General features: G+C 69.5%; 21 protein-coding genes, 1 tRNA gene and 1 pseudogene. 4 read left to right on the top strand and 19 right to left on the bottom strand.

Annotation, left to right across the window (positions count from 1 at the left end):
- Positions 1 to 65 precede the first annotated feature (65 nt).
- The gene (locus D1J63_RS21385) at positions 66 to 332 is read right to left on the bottom strand and encodes a hypothetical protein (protein WP_206436779.1); all 267 of its coding nucleotides are present in this window, start codon (positions 330 to 332) and stop codon (positions 66 to 68) included.
- A 345-nt stretch (positions 333 to 677) separates the two neighbouring features.
- Between D1J63_RS21385 and D1J63_RS21380 the strand changes: the two genes are divergently transcribed.
- Positions 678 to 753, top strand: a tRNA-Arg gene (locus D1J63_RS21380).
- A 67-nt stretch (positions 754 to 820) separates the two neighbouring features.
- Here D1J63_RS21380 and D1J63_RS21375 read toward each other — a convergent pair.
- The 16 genes and pseudogenes from D1J63_RS21375 to D1J63_RS21315 all read right to left on the bottom strand — a co-directional run bounded on the left by D1J63_RS21375 (position 821) and on the right by D1J63_RS21315 (position 12,648).
- Positions 821 to 1,972, bottom strand: coding sequence for a site-specific integrase (locus D1J63_RS21375; RefSeq protein ID WP_125630872.1), 1,152 nt, complete (start codon positions 1,970 to 1,972; stop codon positions 821 to 823).
- A complete protein-coding gene (locus tag D1J63_RS21370; protein WP_125630870.1) occupies positions 1,969 to 2,169 on the bottom strand; it encodes a helix-turn-helix domain-containing protein in 201 nt (66 codons plus the stop codon). The genes D1J63_RS21375 and D1J63_RS21370 overlap by 4 nt, the downstream gene beginning before the upstream one ends.
- Positions 2,170 to 2,336: 167 nt before the next feature.
- Positions 2,337 to 3,827: a phage/plasmid primase, P4 family gene (locus tag D1J63_RS21365; RefSeq protein WP_125630868.1), complete on the bottom strand. Its 1,491-nt coding sequence runs from the start codon at positions 3,825 to 3,827 to the stop codon at positions 2,337 to 2,339.
- Positions 3,824 to 4,255, bottom strand: a complete 432-nt coding sequence (locus D1J63_RS21360) for a hypothetical protein (protein WP_241235588.1) — start codon at positions 4,253 to 4,255, stop codon at positions 3,824 to 3,826. The genes D1J63_RS21365 and D1J63_RS21360 overlap by 4 nt, the downstream gene beginning before the upstream one ends.
- Positions 4,252 to 5,154: a bifunctional DNA primase/polymerase gene (locus D1J63_RS21355; protein ID WP_125630866.1), complete on the bottom strand. Its 903-nt coding sequence runs from the start codon at positions 5,152 to 5,154 to the stop codon at positions 4,252 to 4,254. Before D1J63_RS21355 ends, D1J63_RS21360 begins: the two co-directional genes overlap by 4 nt.
- A gap of 87 nt (positions 5,155 to 5,241) precedes the next feature.
- Positions 5,242 to 5,409 carry a hypothetical protein gene (locus D1J63_RS36775; RefSeq protein WP_164712912.1) on the bottom strand — a complete coding sequence of 56 codons (168 nt, stop codon included), beginning with the start codon at positions 5,407 to 5,409 and terminating at the stop codon, positions 5,242 to 5,244.
- Positions 5,410 to 5,426: 17 nt separating this feature from the next.
- The gene (locus tag D1J63_RS21350) at positions 5,427 to 5,891 is read right to left on the bottom strand and encodes a hypothetical protein (protein ID WP_125630864.1); all 465 of its coding nucleotides are present in this window, start codon (positions 5,889 to 5,891) and stop codon (positions 5,427 to 5,429) included.
- A gap of 207 nt (positions 5,892 to 6,098) precedes the next feature.
- Entirely contained in the window at positions 6,099 to 8,219 is a 2,121-nt protein-coding gene (locus D1J63_RS21345) for an ATP-binding protein (protein WP_125630861.1), read from the bottom strand.
- A gap of 95 nt (positions 8,220 to 8,314) precedes the next feature.
- Positions 8,315 to 8,623, bottom strand: coding sequence for a hypothetical protein (locus tag D1J63_RS21340; RefSeq protein WP_125630859.1), 309 nt, complete (start codon positions 8,621 to 8,623; stop codon positions 8,315 to 8,317).
- 2 nt (positions 8,624 to 8,625) lie between these two features.
- A complete protein-coding gene (locus D1J63_RS21335; RefSeq protein WP_125630857.1) occupies positions 8,626 to 8,943 on the bottom strand; it encodes a hypothetical protein in 318 nt (105 codons plus the stop codon).
- Between the two features lie 20 nt (positions 8,944 to 8,963).
- Positions 8,964 to 9,152: a hypothetical protein gene (locus D1J63_RS37280; protein WP_241235718.1), complete on the bottom strand. Its 189-nt coding sequence runs from the start codon at positions 9,150 to 9,152 to the stop codon at positions 8,964 to 8,966.
- A complete protein-coding gene (locus D1J63_RS37275) occupies positions 9,140 to 9,496 on the bottom strand; it encodes a hypothetical protein (protein ID WP_241235717.1) in 357 nt (118 codons plus the stop codon). Before D1J63_RS37275 ends, D1J63_RS37280 begins: the two co-directional genes overlap by 13 nt.
- Positions 9,497 to 9,632: 136 nt before the next feature.
- A pseudogene (locus D1J63_RS37270) lies at positions 9,633 to 10,109 on the bottom strand (DNA cytosine methyltransferase); the annotation flags it as partial.
- Positions 10,106 to 11,119 carry a protein spdB gene (locus D1J63_RS37580; protein WP_277601470.1) on the bottom strand — a complete coding sequence of 338 codons (1,014 nt, stop codon included), beginning with the start codon at positions 11,117 to 11,119 and terminating at the stop codon, positions 10,106 to 10,108. The pseudogene D1J63_RS37270 and the gene D1J63_RS37580, both read right to left, overlap by 4 nt.
- Complete coding sequence (locus tag D1J63_RS21320) at positions 11,116 to 11,385, bottom strand: DUF6284 family protein (RefSeq protein WP_125630853.1); 270 nt, start codon at positions 11,383 to 11,385, stop codon at positions 11,116 to 11,118. Before D1J63_RS21320 ends, D1J63_RS37580 begins: the two co-directional genes overlap by 4 nt.
- A 486-nt stretch (positions 11,386 to 11,871) precedes the next feature.
- Positions 11,872 to 12,648, bottom strand: coding sequence for a GntR family transcriptional regulator (locus tag D1J63_RS21315; protein WP_125630851.1), 777 nt, complete (start codon positions 12,646 to 12,648; stop codon positions 11,872 to 11,874).
- Positions 12,649 to 12,706: 58 nt separating this feature from the next.
- On the opposite strand from D1J63_RS21315, the gene D1J63_RS21310 reads away from it, so the two are divergent.
- A complete protein-coding gene (locus D1J63_RS21310; RefSeq protein WP_125630849.1) occupies positions 12,707 to 13,135 on the top strand; it encodes an NUDIX domain-containing protein in 429 nt (142 codons plus the stop codon).
- A 31-nt stretch (positions 13,136 to 13,166) separates the two neighbouring features.
- Entirely contained in the window at positions 13,167 to 13,568 is a 402-nt protein-coding gene (locus D1J63_RS21305) for a hypothetical protein (protein ID WP_125630847.1), read from the top strand.
- Between the two features lie 461 nt (positions 13,569 to 14,029).
- Here D1J63_RS21305 and D1J63_RS21295 read toward each other — a convergent pair whose 3' ends face one another.
- Together D1J63_RS21295 and D1J63_RS21290 are read right to left on the bottom strand one after the other, a co-directional pair.
- Complete coding sequence (locus tag D1J63_RS21295) at positions 14,030 to 14,467, bottom strand: ATP-binding protein (RefSeq protein WP_125630845.1); 438 nt, start codon at positions 14,465 to 14,467, stop codon at positions 14,030 to 14,032.
- Between the two features lie 273 nt (positions 14,468 to 14,740).
- On the bottom strand, positions 14,741 to 15,481 hold the full coding sequence (locus tag D1J63_RS21290) for a GntR family transcriptional regulator (protein WP_125630843.1): 741 nt from the start codon (positions 15,479 to 15,481) through the stop codon (positions 14,741 to 14,743).
- An 81-nt stretch (positions 15,482 to 15,562) separates the two neighbouring features.
- Between D1J63_RS21290 and D1J63_RS21285 the strand changes: the two genes are divergently transcribed.
- A complete protein-coding gene (locus D1J63_RS21285) occupies positions 15,563 to 16,657 on the top strand; it encodes a DUF1152 domain-containing protein (protein ID WP_125630841.1) in 1,095 nt (364 codons plus the stop codon).
- The last annotated feature ends 169 nt before the right edge of the window (positions 16,658 to 16,826 follow it).

Raw genomic sequence — 16,826 nt, 5'->3', positions numbered from 1 at the left:
TGCAGACCCGGCCCAGCACGGCAGGACTGCCCTCTGCCGAGTCGGCAACTACACCGGGCAGCGCATCACCCGTGGTTCCAGTTCCGCAGGGCGCAGGTGCCCCAGGTAGAGCGGCGCAGCCGGGCCTGCTCGACATGGTCGGCCGTGTCCCCGAACAGGAACGGCCGACGCTGGTGGACCAACCGCAGATAGAACGGGTAGTCCTCGTCCAGGATCGTCACCAGGCACATCCCCTCGCGCTCCCACGCGGCGATCTCGTCGGCGACTGCCTCCAGGTTCACCTCGGGCCCGGTGTCGAAGACAAGCGCGGCGCGCTCCAGGTCCTGGTCCATAGCCGAAGGCGTAGGAAGCCGCCTCCGCCCCCGGCGACCAAACAATTCGGTCGAGGAGTCCACCCGCCGAACGGAGCCCCGCATCGCCACCCAAGACCTTCGCCCACCGCGTTCGGCTTGCCGACCCTCGTCCTGTACCTGGGGTACGCGTGACTGAACAACTCAGGCCATCGGCCCCGTACAGGTACCCGCCGAACCCAACCGCGGTGCGGATGCGACGCCACCCGTTACACTGTCCGCGGTGGCTCAGACCGCACTGGCCTGCCCACCACAACCCTGTCGGCAACAGACCTGAAGCCCACCGTTCATTCACCGGGTTTTAGACACAGTTTCTGACAGATCCCCGCCTTCGTAGCTCAGGGGATAGAGCACCGCTCTCCTAAAGCGGGTGTCGCAGGTTCGAATCCTGCCGGGGGCACCAGGCAAAAGGCCCCGGACCGATCATGGTCCGGGGCCTTTTGACGGCACCGATTGACGGCAGTCGACTCTCAGGCGGCCGGCCGCCGTCGTTTCAGCAGCCGGTCCATGTGGCTGATCGCCTCCCGCTGCGTGTCCTGCACGACGTGCGTGTACACGTCCATCGTGATGCTGATTTGGCTATGTCCCAGGATCTCCATGATGACGCGGGGAGCGACGCCGGCAGCCGTCAGCAGCGTGGCGGTGCCGTGCCGGGCGTCGTGCAGCCGAACCACTCGCAGCCCGGCGTCAGCCGCGACCCTGGTGAAGGATCGGTAGACGTTCCGGGGCTCCACCGGCCGCCCGTTCCTCGTGGCGAAGATGTAGCCACTCTCCGACCAGGTGACACCCGTACGCTCGAACGCCTCGCGCTGCCGGAGCCGATGCCAACGGAGCGGAGCGACGCACAGGGCGGGCATCGGCACTACGCGGCTGCGACGGCTCTTGGGATCGTCGTCGTACAGCTCGCCTCTGCGACGCTGGGTTTGGTGTCGGACGTGAAGTACCCGGTTGCTCAGGTCCACGTCAGACCAGCGCAGGCCCACAAGCTCACCGCGTCGCAGACCCATGACGATGGCCAGGACGAACGCGGCGTACAGGGGGTCCTTCCGTGCCGCTTCCAAGAAGGTCAACGTCTCTTCCAGGGACCAGGGCCGAATCTCCCGCTGTTTGACTCGCGGTGGCTCCACCAGCGAGGCAACGTTGCGGGTGATCAGTTCCTCCCGCACGGCCGCCGTGAGCGCGGTGCGGAGCACGCGGTGTGCCTCCTTAGCGGTGGCTGCCGTGTGGGTGTTCTGCATGCGCGTGATGAAGCGGCGCACGTCGGCGACGCTCAGCGACTCCAGCCGCTTGGTTCCGAGTAGGGGCACCAGGTAGAGCCGGGTATGGGTCTCGTACTTGTCGTACGTGCTGAGCTTCCGTCGCGGCTGGACGTAGTGCGCGAGCCAGTACGGCAGCCACTCGGAGAGCTTTGCGGAGCGGGTGGGGGTCGGGATGCCCTGGCGGTCCCGTCGCACCAGCTCTTGACGCTTGGTGTCGCACTCCTCCCACGTAGCGCCGTAGACCGTCTTGCGCTTGCGGGTGCCGTCCGGCTGCGGGACGTACACGCGTGCCTCGTAACGGCCGTCCTTGCGCTGCCAGATGCTGCCAGCGCCGTTGGGGTTCCTCTTACGGGGGGCCATCAGGCTGCGTTCTCCTCGATTCGTTCCTGCATGAAGGCGCGCACGCTGTCAGGGGACACGCGGCGAGCGCGGCCGACGGTGAAGCTCGCCAACTGACGCGAGCGGATGAGGTCATAGACCTTGCTGCGACTCAGACGCAGTGCGGTCATGACCTCCGGCACGGTGAAGGCTTCAGGTGTTTCGGGCACCACGGTGCGCACGTCGAACCTCCGGAATCCGGGCAGTGCAGGGCGGCTAGCGCCGCAATGCTGTGGACCGCGGACCATCGCGGACCACCTCTGTTGACCTGCTGCTTTGTGGGATCGGCCTTGCGGACCACTGCGGACCACCGCCGGGGGCGTGGTCCGCGGTGGTCCTGGTTTTGCGGTCAGTGAAGGTGCAGGTCAGGCGGGGCGGTCCGCGATGGTCCGCGTCCCGGCGGATTGTCGATGGACGGTCCTCCGGGGGCACCGACGTCGTCGGAGGGGCGCAGCCCTAGACCGGTGTAAGTGCGAATGCGGGAATCGCCCGTGCGAGGACGGGTGAGCGTGAGCTGCGGAATGACGGAGAGAAGGTTGCGGCCGAAGACCTGCTTGGTGCCGGGGCGGACGCCGTTGTCCTCGGCCCACTCCCGCCAGACCGTCCATAGGGCGTCCACGGGAACCGTGCACGCGGGCCCGGTGGTGCAGCGCTCGCGGACGAACGCTGATGTGGGTGAGGCGGTGTCCTGCATGGTGGTGATGGCCTCGCGGCTGGAGGGCGGTTCGGTGATCCGTCCATGGCGCTGAAGCCGGGCGAGCCCTTCCAGTGCCCAATTCAAGATGCCGGGCATCTCGGTGGTGAGCCGGTCGGTGAGCGTGGTGTCTTCCTTGCCCAGCCACGACGTGCGCATGTTGAGCAGGATGAACCGCTTGGCGATGACGCCGGACGAGTCACCGAAGTGCGGCAATTCGTTGGACAGGATCATCAGCCGCGAGGGCAGCTTGCCCGTCCAGGGCTCGCGGTACTTGCGGTCGATGTCGATCGTGTCGTCACCCGAGATGGTCAGGAGCCGCTCGACCACCTGACTGTTGTCGTTGCCGGACAGGCGGGCGTCGGAGATGACGGCGAGGGGCTTGCCGACCAGGGTGGACAGACCGAAGTTCGTGCCGAGCCCGGCGAGGGTGGGACCGGCAAGGTTCTCCCGTCCGACCAGCTCTTTGAGCACGCGGGCGATGGTGCCCTTGCCGGACCGGGAGGGGCCGACGATGAGCAGGATCTTCTGTTGGTCGGTGCGGCCGGACAGGACGTAGCCGAACCACTCCTGAAGCGCGGCGATGGCTTCGGGGTCCTCGGGCCAGACCTGTGCGAGGAACCGTTCCCAGGTGGGGGCGGTGGCGTCCGGGTCGTAGGCGAACGGCACGGAGACCAGGTTGAAGAACCCGGGCCCGTGCGGCAGCAGCGCCCGGTCCCGGATGCGCAGCAGCCCGTTCTCGCAGGCGACGATGGGGCCGTGGTCCTGCCCGGTGTCGCCGTGGTCGTCGATCCAGGCGGGGGCGTCGGTGTCGGTGGGCAGCAGGGTGATGGCCCCCAGGGCATCGAGCAGGTTGCCGATCTTCTGCTTGGTCGGTGCCCAGTCGCGTTGTTCGGGCTGGCCGTCCTTGCCGGGGGTCTGGAAGACGGCGTGCTCAAGCCGGGTGTACATGGCGGCGCGGATCTGCGCGTCGTCCATCTCGCGCCAGCAGGTGCCGGTCCAGCGCATCCACGACGAACGCCAGCGCCGACACACGAGCTGTCCGTCCTCGGTCTGCCAGTCGGGCAGGAGTCGGCGGGCGACGGCCAGGGGGTTGGACGGCGGCGGCAGTTCCTCGCCCTGCTCCGGGGTGCGGGTGTCCATCATGCGGCGGCCCTCCCTTCTGTAGGTGCGGCGGGCGTGCCGGTGCAGAAGTGCCTGTGCGCGGCGTACTCGGTGACCAGCGCTGTCACGGCGTCCTGCCCGCGGGCGGTGCGGGTTTCTCCGCAGGGGCATGCGTAGGCGGCGGTCGGGGTGGTGGCGTGGCGGGTGGCCCAGCGGGCGCCGTCGTAGTGGTGCCGGTAGACGGGCGGGGCGTAGACGCGGATGCCGGGCCGGTCCGGGGTCGGGTCGGCGTCGGGGCGCACGTCCCGGGCCTGGAACCGGTTCGAACGAGGAAGGGCAGTTACGACGCCCTTGCGGGCGGCGCCTTTCGGCTCGCCCACGGCCGCCGGCGCCGGGTTCGGTCGGGCGGCGTGCGGCTCGGTGGGTGGGGTCGGTTGGCCTTCCAAGCGGGGGCGGCCCAGGGTGCTCATGCCGCCTCCCGGGGTCGGGCGGTGCGCAGGGAGCTGTCCAGGGCGCTGCGGATGGTGGCGCGGCACTCGGCAGCGGTGAGTCCCACGGCCTCGCCCGCCGCTTGGAAGGCGTCCTCTGCCACCTGGCGGGGGAGGTCGCCCCACGCGACGAACCGCCCCACCTTGAACGCGCTGCGGTTCAGCGTGACGTTCCGCAGCCCTTCCGGCGCGGCGGTCACGTTCGCGCATTCGGCGTTCAGCGCGGCGACGGCCGCCCGGCTCCCGTTCACCGCAGGAAGCCGCAACGGGCCCGCCGGGCGGGCGGGGGCGGGTTGCAGGATGCTTAGCAGCCATCCGGGCAGTGCGGCCGTCTCCGGGGCGCACAGCGCCTCGTAGGTTCCGGTGGGCAGGGTGCTCCCGGCGGCGACGACGTAGCCGCCCCACGCGCGGGTGTCGACCGAAGCAGCCACGGTGCCCGCCGTGTTGGCCAGCCGCGTCCAGGACGGGGCGGCGAAGTACAGGTGTTGTCCGCCGCTCGCAGTCCGGGTGCGGTAGGTGTCGGGGACGGCGTGGCCGGCGCGCTCGCAGAGCGCCGCGAAGGTCGCCGCGCCGCAAGGCGCGTCCCCATTGCTGTTGTCCTTGGGCACGTCCAGGTCGATGACGACCAGCCCGGACGGGCCCGTCGCCACACCGACGTTGTACGGCGCCCGCGACCAGGCGGCACGGATGCGGTCCGGGTCAATCGTCGCCCGGTCCTCCCACTTCAGATGCCCGCGCGCGCACGGGCCGGTGCCGCGGCAGGCCGTCCCGCCGTGCAGGGCGGGCCGCTTCGTGCCGGGACGCAGGGGGAAGACGTGCCAGCCGCGTGCGGCGGCGTTCAGCGCTGCGGACAGCAGCGCGGAACGGGGGTCATGGGTCATGCTGGAGGCCTCCAGTTCCTTTGATGGGTGCTGGCTGGCAAGGGCGGCCCCGGTTCTTGGCGGAATGGGGGGCCGCCCTTGGCGTAGCTAGAGGTCGGTGCCGGTGGAGTGGGCGACGCAGCCGGGGCAGGGCGAGTCGGGGCAGTCGCAGCCGCCGCACTCGGTGCAGATGTCGCCCGAGCACGCGTCGCACATCTCGTGACCGGGGCATCCGTAGGCGGCGCAGTCGTCGCAGTACTGGTCTTCGTCGAGCACGCGGGAATTCCTCCTGGTCAGTGATGGAAGTGGTTGCGCTTGATCACGGCCTTGCGGATGTTCACGGTGGTGCCGCCCTGGTGGCCGCGCGTGCCGAGGATCTGCACGGCGATCCATCCGCCGAAGACCACGGCGGCAAGGGTGATGAGCTGGGCGATGAACGCGGTGAGCGCGGCGATGAACGAGGTGAGCAGGACCAGCCCGCCGCACACCGCGAGGAACCCGGCGCCGCCGAGGGCGACGTTCACGGCCGTGCGGGACACAGCCGGTTTGGCAGCGACGGGCTCGGGACGGGTCGGTTCGATGGCGTAGCCGGTGACGACGCGGCCGTCGGGCAGGACGATGCTCGCCACCGCCGGGACCGTGCCGGGCTGCACCGGCACGGTCGGCGCCGCGACGGGCACGGCGGGCGGGTACGGGGTGGGCTGGTGGACCTCTACGGCCCGCTGTGCGGGCACGTGCGGTGCCTGTTCGGGGTACATGCGGAATCCCTTCCGGCCGAGGGCCAGGGAGGCAGAGACACCCCCTTCGGGGTGCCCTGCACAGGGGTGTTCGGGGGGTGTGACCTGCGCGCCTCCCTGCCTCCCTGGACGATCATTCGCGCAGGTCAGAGCCAGGGAGGCGGGTCAGGGAGGCGGTCAGGGAGTTCTCCCTGCCTCCCTGACCTGAGCGGGGTCGGCTCCCTGCCGTCATTCGGCGGAAGCGGAACCGTCGCTGTCGCGGTTGGCGAGGGCGCGGGCGACGCGGTCGCGGGCCACGCACATGACGCCGTCGGACTTGTACGGGCTGGCGTCGGCGTCGTCGAGGACGCGCTTGAGGTCGAGGAACGACCAGTCGCCGTAGGCGTCCGCGTTGCGCGCGGCGAGCCGGGCCAGCACGTCCTTGGTCCGCACCCGCGGGGCGTCGCCGATGACGGCGGCGATGTCGGCGAGCGGGTCGTGCTCCGCGCTGCGGTCGATGGCGTGCAGGGTGGTGACGCCGTCGCGCAGGGCCTTGGCCCGGTCGGTGATCGCGGTGGCGGCGTCGTCGTCGATGTAGTGCGTGCGGACCGTGATGGACGACTGTCCCGCCGGGATGCTGATCCCGTCGGAGGCCACGACCAGGGTCCCCCGGTCCAGCCCCGGACGCAGCAGGTTTGGCGCCGCACCCCCGTCAACGGCCTTGTCCCCCAGCGCCATGCGGGCCTGGGACTCGGTGCCGAGGGCGAGGGAGGCGCGGGTGTGGGCGCCCTCGCGCACGAGCTTGGGCAGGTTCTCGTTGGTCGGGTCCTGCGTGCCCTGCCACATCAGGACGTTGACCGCGCGGCCCTGGTTGTGGATCTTGCGGACGGCCATGAAGTACCGGGAGTCGGCCTTGGCGCCGCCGTAGGGCCGCTTGTCCTTACCGGTGCCCTTGGCGGGGCACATGAACGCGACCTGTGCTTCGTCGACCAGCACGATGAGCGGCGGGAACACCGTGCCGGGCGGCGCCTGGAGGCGCCGGTTCATCTCGTTCACGGCGCCCTCGACCATCTCGGTCACCTGGATGACGTGCTCGTCCGTCGGTCCCTGGATCAGCGTGGTGGCCAGGCCGTCGAACATGTTCCAGTCGCCCGCGCCCTTGAGGTCGCCCATGAGGAACTGCACGGACTTGTCCAGGGACAGCCACAGGGCCAGGGAGCGCAGGGCCACGGTCTTGCCCTGGTTCGACAGGCCCGTGATGAGCAGGTGGCGCTGGTAGAGGGACAGGGCGGCGGCATCCCCGCGCAGGTCCTGCCCCCAGGGCGCTTTGCCCGTGGTGTAGTCGGCGGTCATCGTGTCGTCGGTGACCAGCGGGGACGGGCCGATCGGCTCGTCCAGGGCGCCGGAGTCGGCGACCCACAGCCGCACCGTGCGGGCGGCCTGGGGGATGGTGATGAACACCTCGTGTTCGTGCCGGGTCAGGTTCTCGGCGAGCTTGCGCCGCTTGGCCTGCACCTCGTTCGTGGCCACCCCGGACGGGAGGGTCACGTCGACCTCGACGCCGCATCCGGCGATGCGGATCGGTCCGAGCATGGAGGCGCCGGCGTCGCCCATCTCCTTGATGGCCCGGGCCAGGGCCGGGACTCCGAGGTCGCGCAGGGCCTTGACCACGATGGACGGGGTGATGGGCTCCCCCTCGGTGTTGCGGACGTTGGCGGGCAGGGCCCAGGCGGGGGCGGCGTGCTGCTTGCGGCCGACCGACCACAGGGCGAGCAGGGCGAGGAACGGACCGATCGACAAGGCCGGACCCCACACCACTTGCACGATCCGGATCAGCAGGGCGATGAAGTCGACCGTTGCCGACAGCGGCGTGATCACGTCGCCGACGTGGCCGGTGTTGATGGCCATGACGACGCCGAGGGCGACCAGGACACCGACGCTCATCCCGGCACCGACCGCGACGCCCTTGGCGGCCTCGACCGGGGAGTGGAGCAGGTCCATGCGGCGGTGGTGGCGGGCGGCGCGGAAGCGCTGCAACCGCTCCTCCCACTCCTGCGCCGCTTCGAGGTTCCCGGCGGCTTCCGCCGCGCGGATCATCCGCTCGTACCGGGAGCCAGTACGGCCGTCCCACGCCCGGCGGGCCACGATGCGGCCGCCGTTGAAGGTGTAGAGGCCGTGCCGGGCTGCCGCCCGCACGGTGGCCCGGGTCGCCTCGTGCGTGGCGGCCGTCTTGACCGCGCGGCCGGAGCGGACCCACAGCGGCACCGGGCGGGCCGGGGGCGAGTCGGGCACGACCGTGAGCACGGTCGGGGCGGTGTCGGCGGTCGGGGGGTCGGTGGGCTTGTGGAGGCGGACGACGTTCTCAGACATGCGGAAGGTCTCCTGACTGCCCTGATCAGGGCCGGAAAGCACAGGGGGTGCACCGGGCCCCGCCCGGGTGTGAGCGCCGGGCGGGGCGCGGGTGTTCAGTGCTGGTCGCGGAGGCGGTTCTCCGCGCGGCTTAGCTGCGAGGGCCGGGTGCGCGGGGCGTCGACCCAGCAGAACGGGCGGATGCCGTCGGCGGCCTGGAAGACGCGCAGGGCGGCACCTGCCGCCGCGTCGGGCAGGGCGTAGACGCGGCCACCGGCCAGGGAGGCGAGCAGGCGGGCGCCGTGGTGCTCGCACCCGTCGGCGCCGGCGTTCGTGGTGTCGAGCACGGTCACGGCGGCCGGGCCGGTGCACGGGGTCGGGTCGTCGGGGTGCGCGGCGGGACACCGCCGGGCGGTGTGCTGCATATTCACCACCACCCCGACGACTTCCGCGCGGCCTTGCCCTTGGCGGCCTCGGTGACGATGCGCTGCCGCTCGGTCTGCAGAGCGGTGATCTCGGTGGTCAGCCGGGTCTCGGCGGCCTGCCATGCGGTGTCCATGGCCTGTTCGGCGCGGCCGGTGCTCTCGCCCCGGTGGAGCCGGTAGCCGCCGCGTGCGGCGGCGCCCATGATGGCACGGCGTTCACGGCTGTCCAGCGGCCACAGTTCCCGCTGACGGACAGCGGCCAGCTTGCGGTTCGCCTTGTGGATCTCGCGGTCCAGGCGGCGGGTGTCGGGCTTGCCCATGGTCGGCTACTCCTCGAAGGTCAGGCGGCCGTACGGGCCGGATGGGCGGCGGGGGAAAGGAAGCGCAGCGCGGCCGTGGCCTGTTGCGGGACCACGCCGTTGCCCAGCGCTTTGAGCTGTGCGGAGCGGGACAGGCCCGGGACTGCGGTGACGTGTCCGGCGGGCAGGCCCATGAGCCATTCGACGAAGGCGGGGCTCAGCCGTCCCACAGCGTCAACTGGCCCGGGGGCGGGGCGCTGGAGGACCGCCTCCCACCGCGCGACCGCCTCGGCGTACTCGCCCCACCCGACGGCACCGCCGGGAACGCACTCACCGCCACCTCCGGCAGATTCGCCCTGCCGGACCGCACGCGCCGGTCCGTCGCTTCCGTGCGCGAGACGGCGCCCTTCGCTCCGTCCAACGCGCGCGGGGTCGGCAGGAGCGATCCCATCTCGGCGGCCAGGCTCCTGCCGTGCGTGCCCGCTTCCTGCGAGGGGCTGCGCCGGGTCTGCCGGTTCTCGTTCTCCGACGCGCGCGGGGTGGGCAGCAGCGAGACGACGTGGCGCAGGTTCATCCCGCCCTGTGCCGCGTGTCCGGCTCCGGTGTTCTCCGAGGTCGACGGGGTCGGCAGGAGCGAGGTGACGGCGGTCGGAAGCTGCCCGCGCTGCCCGCCGCCCCTCCAGTCCCGTGCTGCCGGAGTCGGCAGGCCAGGCGAGGACGAAGAGGCGTTTGCGCTGGTGAGCCGCTCCCACGTCAGATGCGCGAAGAGTGCACCACCGCGCATCGAACCCGAGGGCGGCAAGATCTCCAAGCACGGTGTCGAATCCGAGAGAAAGGTGCCCTGCGACGTTCTCAAACACCGCGAGACGGGGTCGTAGAACCCCAAGGGCACGGGCGATGTCGGGCCAGATGTGCCGCTCATCAGCGACTCCCTTCCTCTTGCCGGCGGAACTGAACGGCTGGCACGGGTAGCCGCCCGTCACGACGTCGACCGGCTCCACCTCGGCCCAGCAAGTGGCGGTGATGTCGCCCAGGTTCGGCACCTGCGGGTGGTGGTGGGCGAGGATGCGGCAGGCTCCGGCGTCGTTGTCCGCGACCCACGCCAGCGAGCCCCCGAAGACGGCCTGGACGGCCATGTCCAGACCGCCGTAACCCGAGCAGAGCGAACCGATACGCAGCCCGCTCACGACGCAGTCCCCTGCCCGGAGCGCTCAGCGTCCAGCCGGGCGTAGACCCTTTGCACGTAGGAGCGGGACCGGGTGGACCAGGCCGCCGCCTCGGAGATGGACTTGCCACGCACCCACGCGACGCGGATCCGGTTCTGGGCCTCGACCGTCGACAGCCGGTCGGTGTCTTCGCTGTCCCCCTCGCTGTCCCCCTGCGGGTCGTTACGGTCCGGGGTGGACACCAGGTGTACACCGGCAGTGAGCTGGTGCGATGCGGGGCCCGGTGTGAGCGGGGCCGGAGCGTCGGTGTCCCCCTCACTGTCCCCCTTGGTGTCCCCCTCACGGGTCAGCGTGACATCGGTGACCGGTCCCCACACCGGCAGTTCCCAGCGGGCCGTGACGCCGGGTGGGACGGGGCTCGTTACGCTGGTCAGCGCCCTGCCGGTCTCCTCGCCCTGCCGCGCGGATTCCAGCGTCGCCCACGCGGAAGACAGCGTCTGCGCGGTCTTCGCCTGGACGTGTGCGACGCGGGCGCCGGCGGCCGTCACGGCCGTCAGCCGGGTCTCCTCGGTGGACGCTTCCGCCCGCAGCCGGGCCCGGGCCACGGCCGCCTCGTCCCGCGCTTCCTGCTGAATGCAGCGGATGGCGTCCAGCGCGTTCGGGGTGAGCGCGGTCCGCTCCCACATTGCGTGGACCAGCCACAACGCCTTCGCCGCGATCGGCAGCCACGCCACGGCCAGCCACGCCCCCGCGGAGTGTTCGGCGGTGAGGGCGTGGGCGACCAGGACGCCGACGGCAATGAGGCCGAAGGACCAGCCGACCGCGGTCACGGTGCGGTTGTGGTCACCCTGCGCGGCGAGCCGGCGTTCGTAGGCGAGGGTGGCCAGCCATCCCCCATCGATGCCCAGACCAACGACCACGGCGACCGGCCACGACACGGCCGTGCCCAGCCACATCACGACCACGGCCAGGGTCAGCACCATGGACACGGCCGTCATCGCCACGGCCGGCAACACGGTCTTGGCACTCACGCGGCACCCCCGGGCAGGCTCGCACCGGCCTCGCGGTTGACCAGCGCGACGCGGGCGGCGAGGGCGCGGCGGCGGGCCCGGCGGATGCGGCGCTCGTCGACCTCGGTCGGCGTGCGGTCGAGGGTGACGATGTGCGCGTCCAGCAGGTCGACGTCCGCGAGGATGACGGGCATCTCCTGTTCGATCGCGTCCAGCTCCGCGTCCGTCGGCTCCATGAAGTCGGCGAACGCGGTAACAGCGTTCTGAACAGTGACGATGTGGTTCATGGGTCGTGGTCTCCCTTACAGGTGAAACGGCCCGAACAGCACCCCCGGAGTAGCCGCTCCGGGGGTGCGCGCCGTTGTAGGTGATCAGCCGCGCCAGACGCGCGGCACGGCCACGTGAAGCGGCCGGAGTGCCCCGGGCGAGATTCGATCTCGCGCCCTTCACGGCTGAATGCCGGGGCGGCTCGCATGTCTCCTTCGGGAACACGGGCTCCCGTTACAGGCGTATGGAGACGTGACCTTTCGGTCTAAGCCCTCCCGAATGACAAGGGTCGGGTGCGCCCTCGGCCCGCTCTGTCCCGGGCCCCTTGGCAGCGAGTCCGGGGACTCGCTGCCCATTCGTGCAGGTCACGCAGTGATGCGCTCGCAGCACCTGCACTTATGTACTCATGTGCAGGAGTGACATGTAAGAGAGTGCCCAGCTCCTGCACATGAGTCAACCCGCCGCGCGGGCATGCTGCGACGGGTCGGGGCCGGAAGGAAGGCTTTTCAGTCACCCGCAGGGATGCGGTACTCCAAAACGAACTGGTCAGCGGCCATCAGGGTGTCGCAGACCTCAACGATTCGGCCAGCTTCGGATTCCGCGTTCCGAGTCAGGTGGATGATGGGCGAACCGGGGCTCAAGCTCAGAGCACCGATCTCCTGCTTGGTCGCGAGGCGCACGCGGACCGTCTCGGAGAGCTCCTTCAGTGTGTGCCCGTGCTCCTCAAGCCGGGCATAGATCCCTCCGCCGCCAGGGTTCTCCTCGAACAGCTCAGGGATGTCCTTGGCGATGTCCCACGGGAGGTAGGAGGTAGCTTCCTCCGTGGGAATGCCGTCGCTGAAGTAGAGGCGACGCCGGGCCAGTACCTTCGTGCCCAGTGGAACCGACAGCCGCTCTGCGATCTCTTCCGGCGCTTCGGTCGGCCCGACGTAGAGGACGCTCACGCTTGGCTCACTGCCAGCCTGTTCGGCCTCCGCGAGGTACGCAGCCTTGCCCGCGGTGCGGTGCGCCCTTCGGAAGCGGTCTGAGGACTTCCGCCGCACCGGAGGGCGCCGTTTCACGTATGAACCCTTGCCGTGGCGCGTCTCGATCAGGCCCGTAGCACGCAGCTCCGCGAAGGCTTTGCGTACCGTGCCCTGAGATGCGGCGTACTTCTTGATGAGCTCGGATTCACTGGGTACCTGATCCCCGGGCGCGAGGACGTGTTCCTTGATCTGGCGAACAAGGTCGTCCGCGATCTGTAGGTACTTCGGCTTTCCCGAGTCTGTGGAAGACGTGGGCATGTCCTACTGTTCCTCCTAAGCTCCTGTACATAAGCAACGCTACCCGGAGGGCGCGTCAATGCCGCTTCACTCGGTCTCGGTCGCTGGCGTAGTAGTACGCGATGACGGCCGCGTGCTAGTCATCCGCCGTGCGGACAACGGTGCCTGGGAGCCGCCCGGGGGCGTGCTTGAGCTGGACGAGCGGCCCGAGGACGGGGCGGTGCGGGAAGTGCATGAAGAGACAGGCATCAAGGTTTCGGTCGAGCGGCTGACCGGGGTCTACAAGAACATGAGTCGAGGCGTGGTGGCCCTCGTGTTCCTTTGCCGGCCGGAGGCGGGAGCGGCGCGCACGTCCAGTGAGTCGACTGCCGTGAGGTGGCTGACCCCGAAAGAGGTCGAAGACGCGATGGGGGAGGTCTATGCCATTCGTGTTCTCGACGCTCTAGACTCCGCTACGTCCCCGCATGTCCGCTCACATGACGGTCGCCGTCTGCTCGAATCCGCCTGATTACCGGGCATGTACCTGAGACGATGACAGCATGCTGACGTCTGCAGGGATGCCCCTTGAGGCCGCGCTGATACCCGACTGCACCACGCCGGAGGCTCATCGTGCGGCCTACAGGAACGCCAAGGCCAACGACGTGATCTTTGTGTGCGTCGCCCGCCGTGGGCGCCAATGGAAAGTTCAGCTTGACGCCATGTCCAGCAGCAAGCCGTACGTGCCCGACCATGCGATGGCACCCCTGCGGTCGGCAGTTGAAGCGCTGGTCCTGGACGGAACCGCGGAACAGGGCAGCGTCGGGGCCGACCAAATCTCCTTGTGGCCGATCGAGACAGAGAGCAGGGCCCGCGAGATCGCGGCCGCGTTCCATGCCGCTATGTACGGCCTCCAGCAGCTACACATGACCGTTCCGGCGCGTGGCTCTGACGGCGATTCTTGACGGCAACGTGGGTGCACTCTGCCGTACGTCCAGAACCACGTGAGCACGTTGCCGGCAGTCCCGGGTTGATTCAGGGCTGACCAGGGCTTGCGCCGGAAGATCTCCTAAAGCGGGTGTCGCAGGTTCGAATCCTGCCGGGGGCACAGCAAGAAGGGTCAGCTCAGGAGGGGTTTCCTCCCAGGCTGGTCCTTCGTCATGTCCGGCGTCGCGCCACACGCGTGCCACTAATGCCACGTGGATGCCACATCGCCTAGCCAGAGGCCCCGCCCCCACCGTCACGGATCACGGCCCCGAGTCGATCAGCGGTGACCGGCCCCGGTCGCTGGCCATGTGCTGGTAGATCAGCGCGGCCCGGGAGCTGCTGTACCCCATCCCCGTCATGCCCGTGCGCCGAAGATCAACGAAATGCAGCTCGGCCGTGATGCCCGCAGCCTTCCGGGCCTTGAAGGGAACCGGCTGTCTCACGCAGGCCACGCATCGGCCATCAGGAAGGAGACCACCGTCCCGCCGAAACGACTGGGTCGGGAGTGCCAGGACTCGGCGATGGAGTCGACCAGGAGCAGTCCCCGCCCGTGGGCGTCGTCGGCGTCCGGCCGGCGAAGACGCACGTTCACCGGGAAGCCGGGGTTGTGCACCTCCACACGCAGCGAGGTTCCCTCCCGAAACCACTCCACGCGTACGCGCCACTCCTCGTCAGCCCGCCCGTACAGGATGGCGTTCGTCACCAGCTCGGAGATCATCAGCACGCAGTCGTCGACCGAACAGGCGGGGTTGTACGGAGCGATGAACTTTCGGAACCAGCGTCGAGCCCGGGGGACGGACTCCGGAATCGGATGCAGGGTCAACGCCCCGAGCCACGGTGATTCCCCGCTGGGACAGCGGTTCAACCAGTAGGTCATCCGCGCTCACTCCTTGCCGCTGCCGTCGCAGTCGAGGCAGCGCCGCTTCGATGAGACACGAGTGCGGTCGTTGGCGGCGGCGAGCACCACCGACGTACGCGAACCGACGAACCACGTCCCCGGCATCCTCGGCATGCTGAGCGCGTGCCCTGATCCGGTCGCCGACCTGCCACGCCGTGCCCCCTTCCAGTAAGTGGCCTTAGCCACTTACTGGATAGTGGCATTGGCCACTTGGGCTGCGCAAGCAGTTCGCATAATCGACGCCCCATCGGGTCACGTCAGCGGATAGCCCTGCTCGAACGCCCAACGGTGCGGCGGATACACGGCCTCGGCGAACTCCAACGGCCGGTCCTGCAAGTCATAGACGACATGGTGAACGACCAGCACGGCGGAGCCCGGGTCGAGATGCAGGTCGACGGCCTCTTCGTCGGTGGCGCTCCGAGCGCACATCCGGTCCTCGGCGTAACTCCCCTGCCGTCCCGTCGTGTTTTCGACGTACATCAGTGTCCCCTCCTGAATCCGCTCGGGGTCCGTGAGCTTGGGCGCGCGTTGACCGACGTCGGGTGCGAACCAGGAGGTGGACAACGTGATGGGGCGGACCTCGTTGTTGGTCACACGCCGGCGATGCACGGCCCGGCGGTCCTTAACCAGCCCGAGAGCCTCAGCGACGTGATCCGGCGCGTCCGTCCAGCCGGCCGAGGTGATCACCGCGTACTCGCCGGGCGTGTAGATCTTCCCAGTCTGACGAGCCCGGCCGTACAGCTCCCGCGCACGCCGGTTGACTTCCAGACTCCGCACGTACGTACCCGAACCCTGCCGCTTCTCAACGAGCCCTTGATGACTCAGCGCCTCCAGGGCACGGGCCGCCGTCGGACGGGAAACCTTCCAGTCAGCGGCCAACTGCCGTTCCGACGGCACCTCGTCACCCGCTCGCAGGTCGCCCCGAAGGATCTGATCGCGGATGTGGTGAGCGATCTGGAGATACTTCGGTTGCGCCTCCTCGATCTGCGGCACGACTCCTCCTCGTCCAAGTGGCTATGGCCTCTAGCCACTATAGAGTGAGCGACACATACCAGAACCCGTAATGTTGACCGCATGACGCGGTTGATCGTCGCAGCGGGAGGAGGGGGCGACGCAGTCGCCGCCGCAATGCTTCACGCCGCCCAGTACGGCGACGAGGACCAGGCGGTCATCCTCACCTACGCGTGGGACCGCCTGTTGATCGACCCGGTACCGGGCCCCCGCACCGCACACGACTTCACCGGCCTCGAAGCCATCACCCGGTCCGTCCGGTCAGTACCCGCAACAGCCCGCCCCATCGCTCCCGCAGGCTCCACCCTCCCCCGCCTCGCATCCGAACTCCCCCAGACGTTCGCCCTTCTCGACCCGCAGCACGGAGTCGAAGGTGTGACGAACCAGCTGGAGGAGCTGATCGCCCACCTGACACCGGAGTCGATCGACCTCCTGGACGTCGGCGGAGACATCCTCGCCCGCGGCGACGAACCGACCCTCAAGAGCCCACTCGCCGACGCACTGACCCTTGCAGCGTGCTGCCGGGTGGACGCACCTGTCCGACTCCTGGTCGCCGGCCCCGGCCTGGACGGCGAACTGTCAGCGGACGCCCTTCGCCCGCTACTGGGCCCCGTCGTCCACACCTTCACGGCGGAGAACGTGGTCCCGATCAGCAGCGTCCTGGAATGGCACCCATCCGAAGCCACGGGCATGCTCGCGGCGACGGCCCGAGGAGTGCGCGGCACCTGCGAGGTACGCGACGCCGGCCTACCGGTACCACTCACGGACGAAAGCCCACGCGTTCACGAAGTCGACCTGGACGAGGCCCTAAGCCACAACACTCTTGCCCAAGCCATCACGGCGACGACGACCCTGGACGAGGTCGAGGCCCACAGCCGCCAGATCTGTGGCTTCTCAGAGATCGACTACGAGCGCAACAAGGCCACGTGGCTGAAGGACCAACCACCGACACCGCTCGATGTAAATATGGTGCTGCGCCAGGTCGACGAGTTCCAGTCAGAGGCTCGCGCCCGCGGAGTCACGCACACGACTTTCCGCCATCTGACCGAGGTCCTGAACATCAACGGCTCTCAGCGCGGCGACCTGCGTCAGCTCCTGCTGGCCAACCACCCGGACCAGTACGCAGCTCCACTGTGGCGAATCCCAGACGCCACCTGAGTTACAACCTTCTCTACTGGTCCAGGGCGGCTCGCTCCGCTCCCCGCGCGCGGCACGGCCCCGGGCCGGGCCTGCGGTCCTGTCTCCGCCCCGCTCCAACCCGGCCGGCGCCCGTGCCGCGCACCTGTTGCAATCAGCTACCCAATGCCGGGGAAGGGCTCGCGTGCCT

This window comes from Streptomyces sp. KPB2 (assembly GCF_003950055.1).
Taxonomy (GTDB): domain Bacteria; phylum Actinomycetota; class Actinomycetes; order Streptomycetales; family Streptomycetaceae; genus Streptomyces; species Streptomyces salinarius.
Note: the sequence above shows the minus strand (reverse complement) of the source record. Positions and strands in the feature narration are given on the sequence as shown.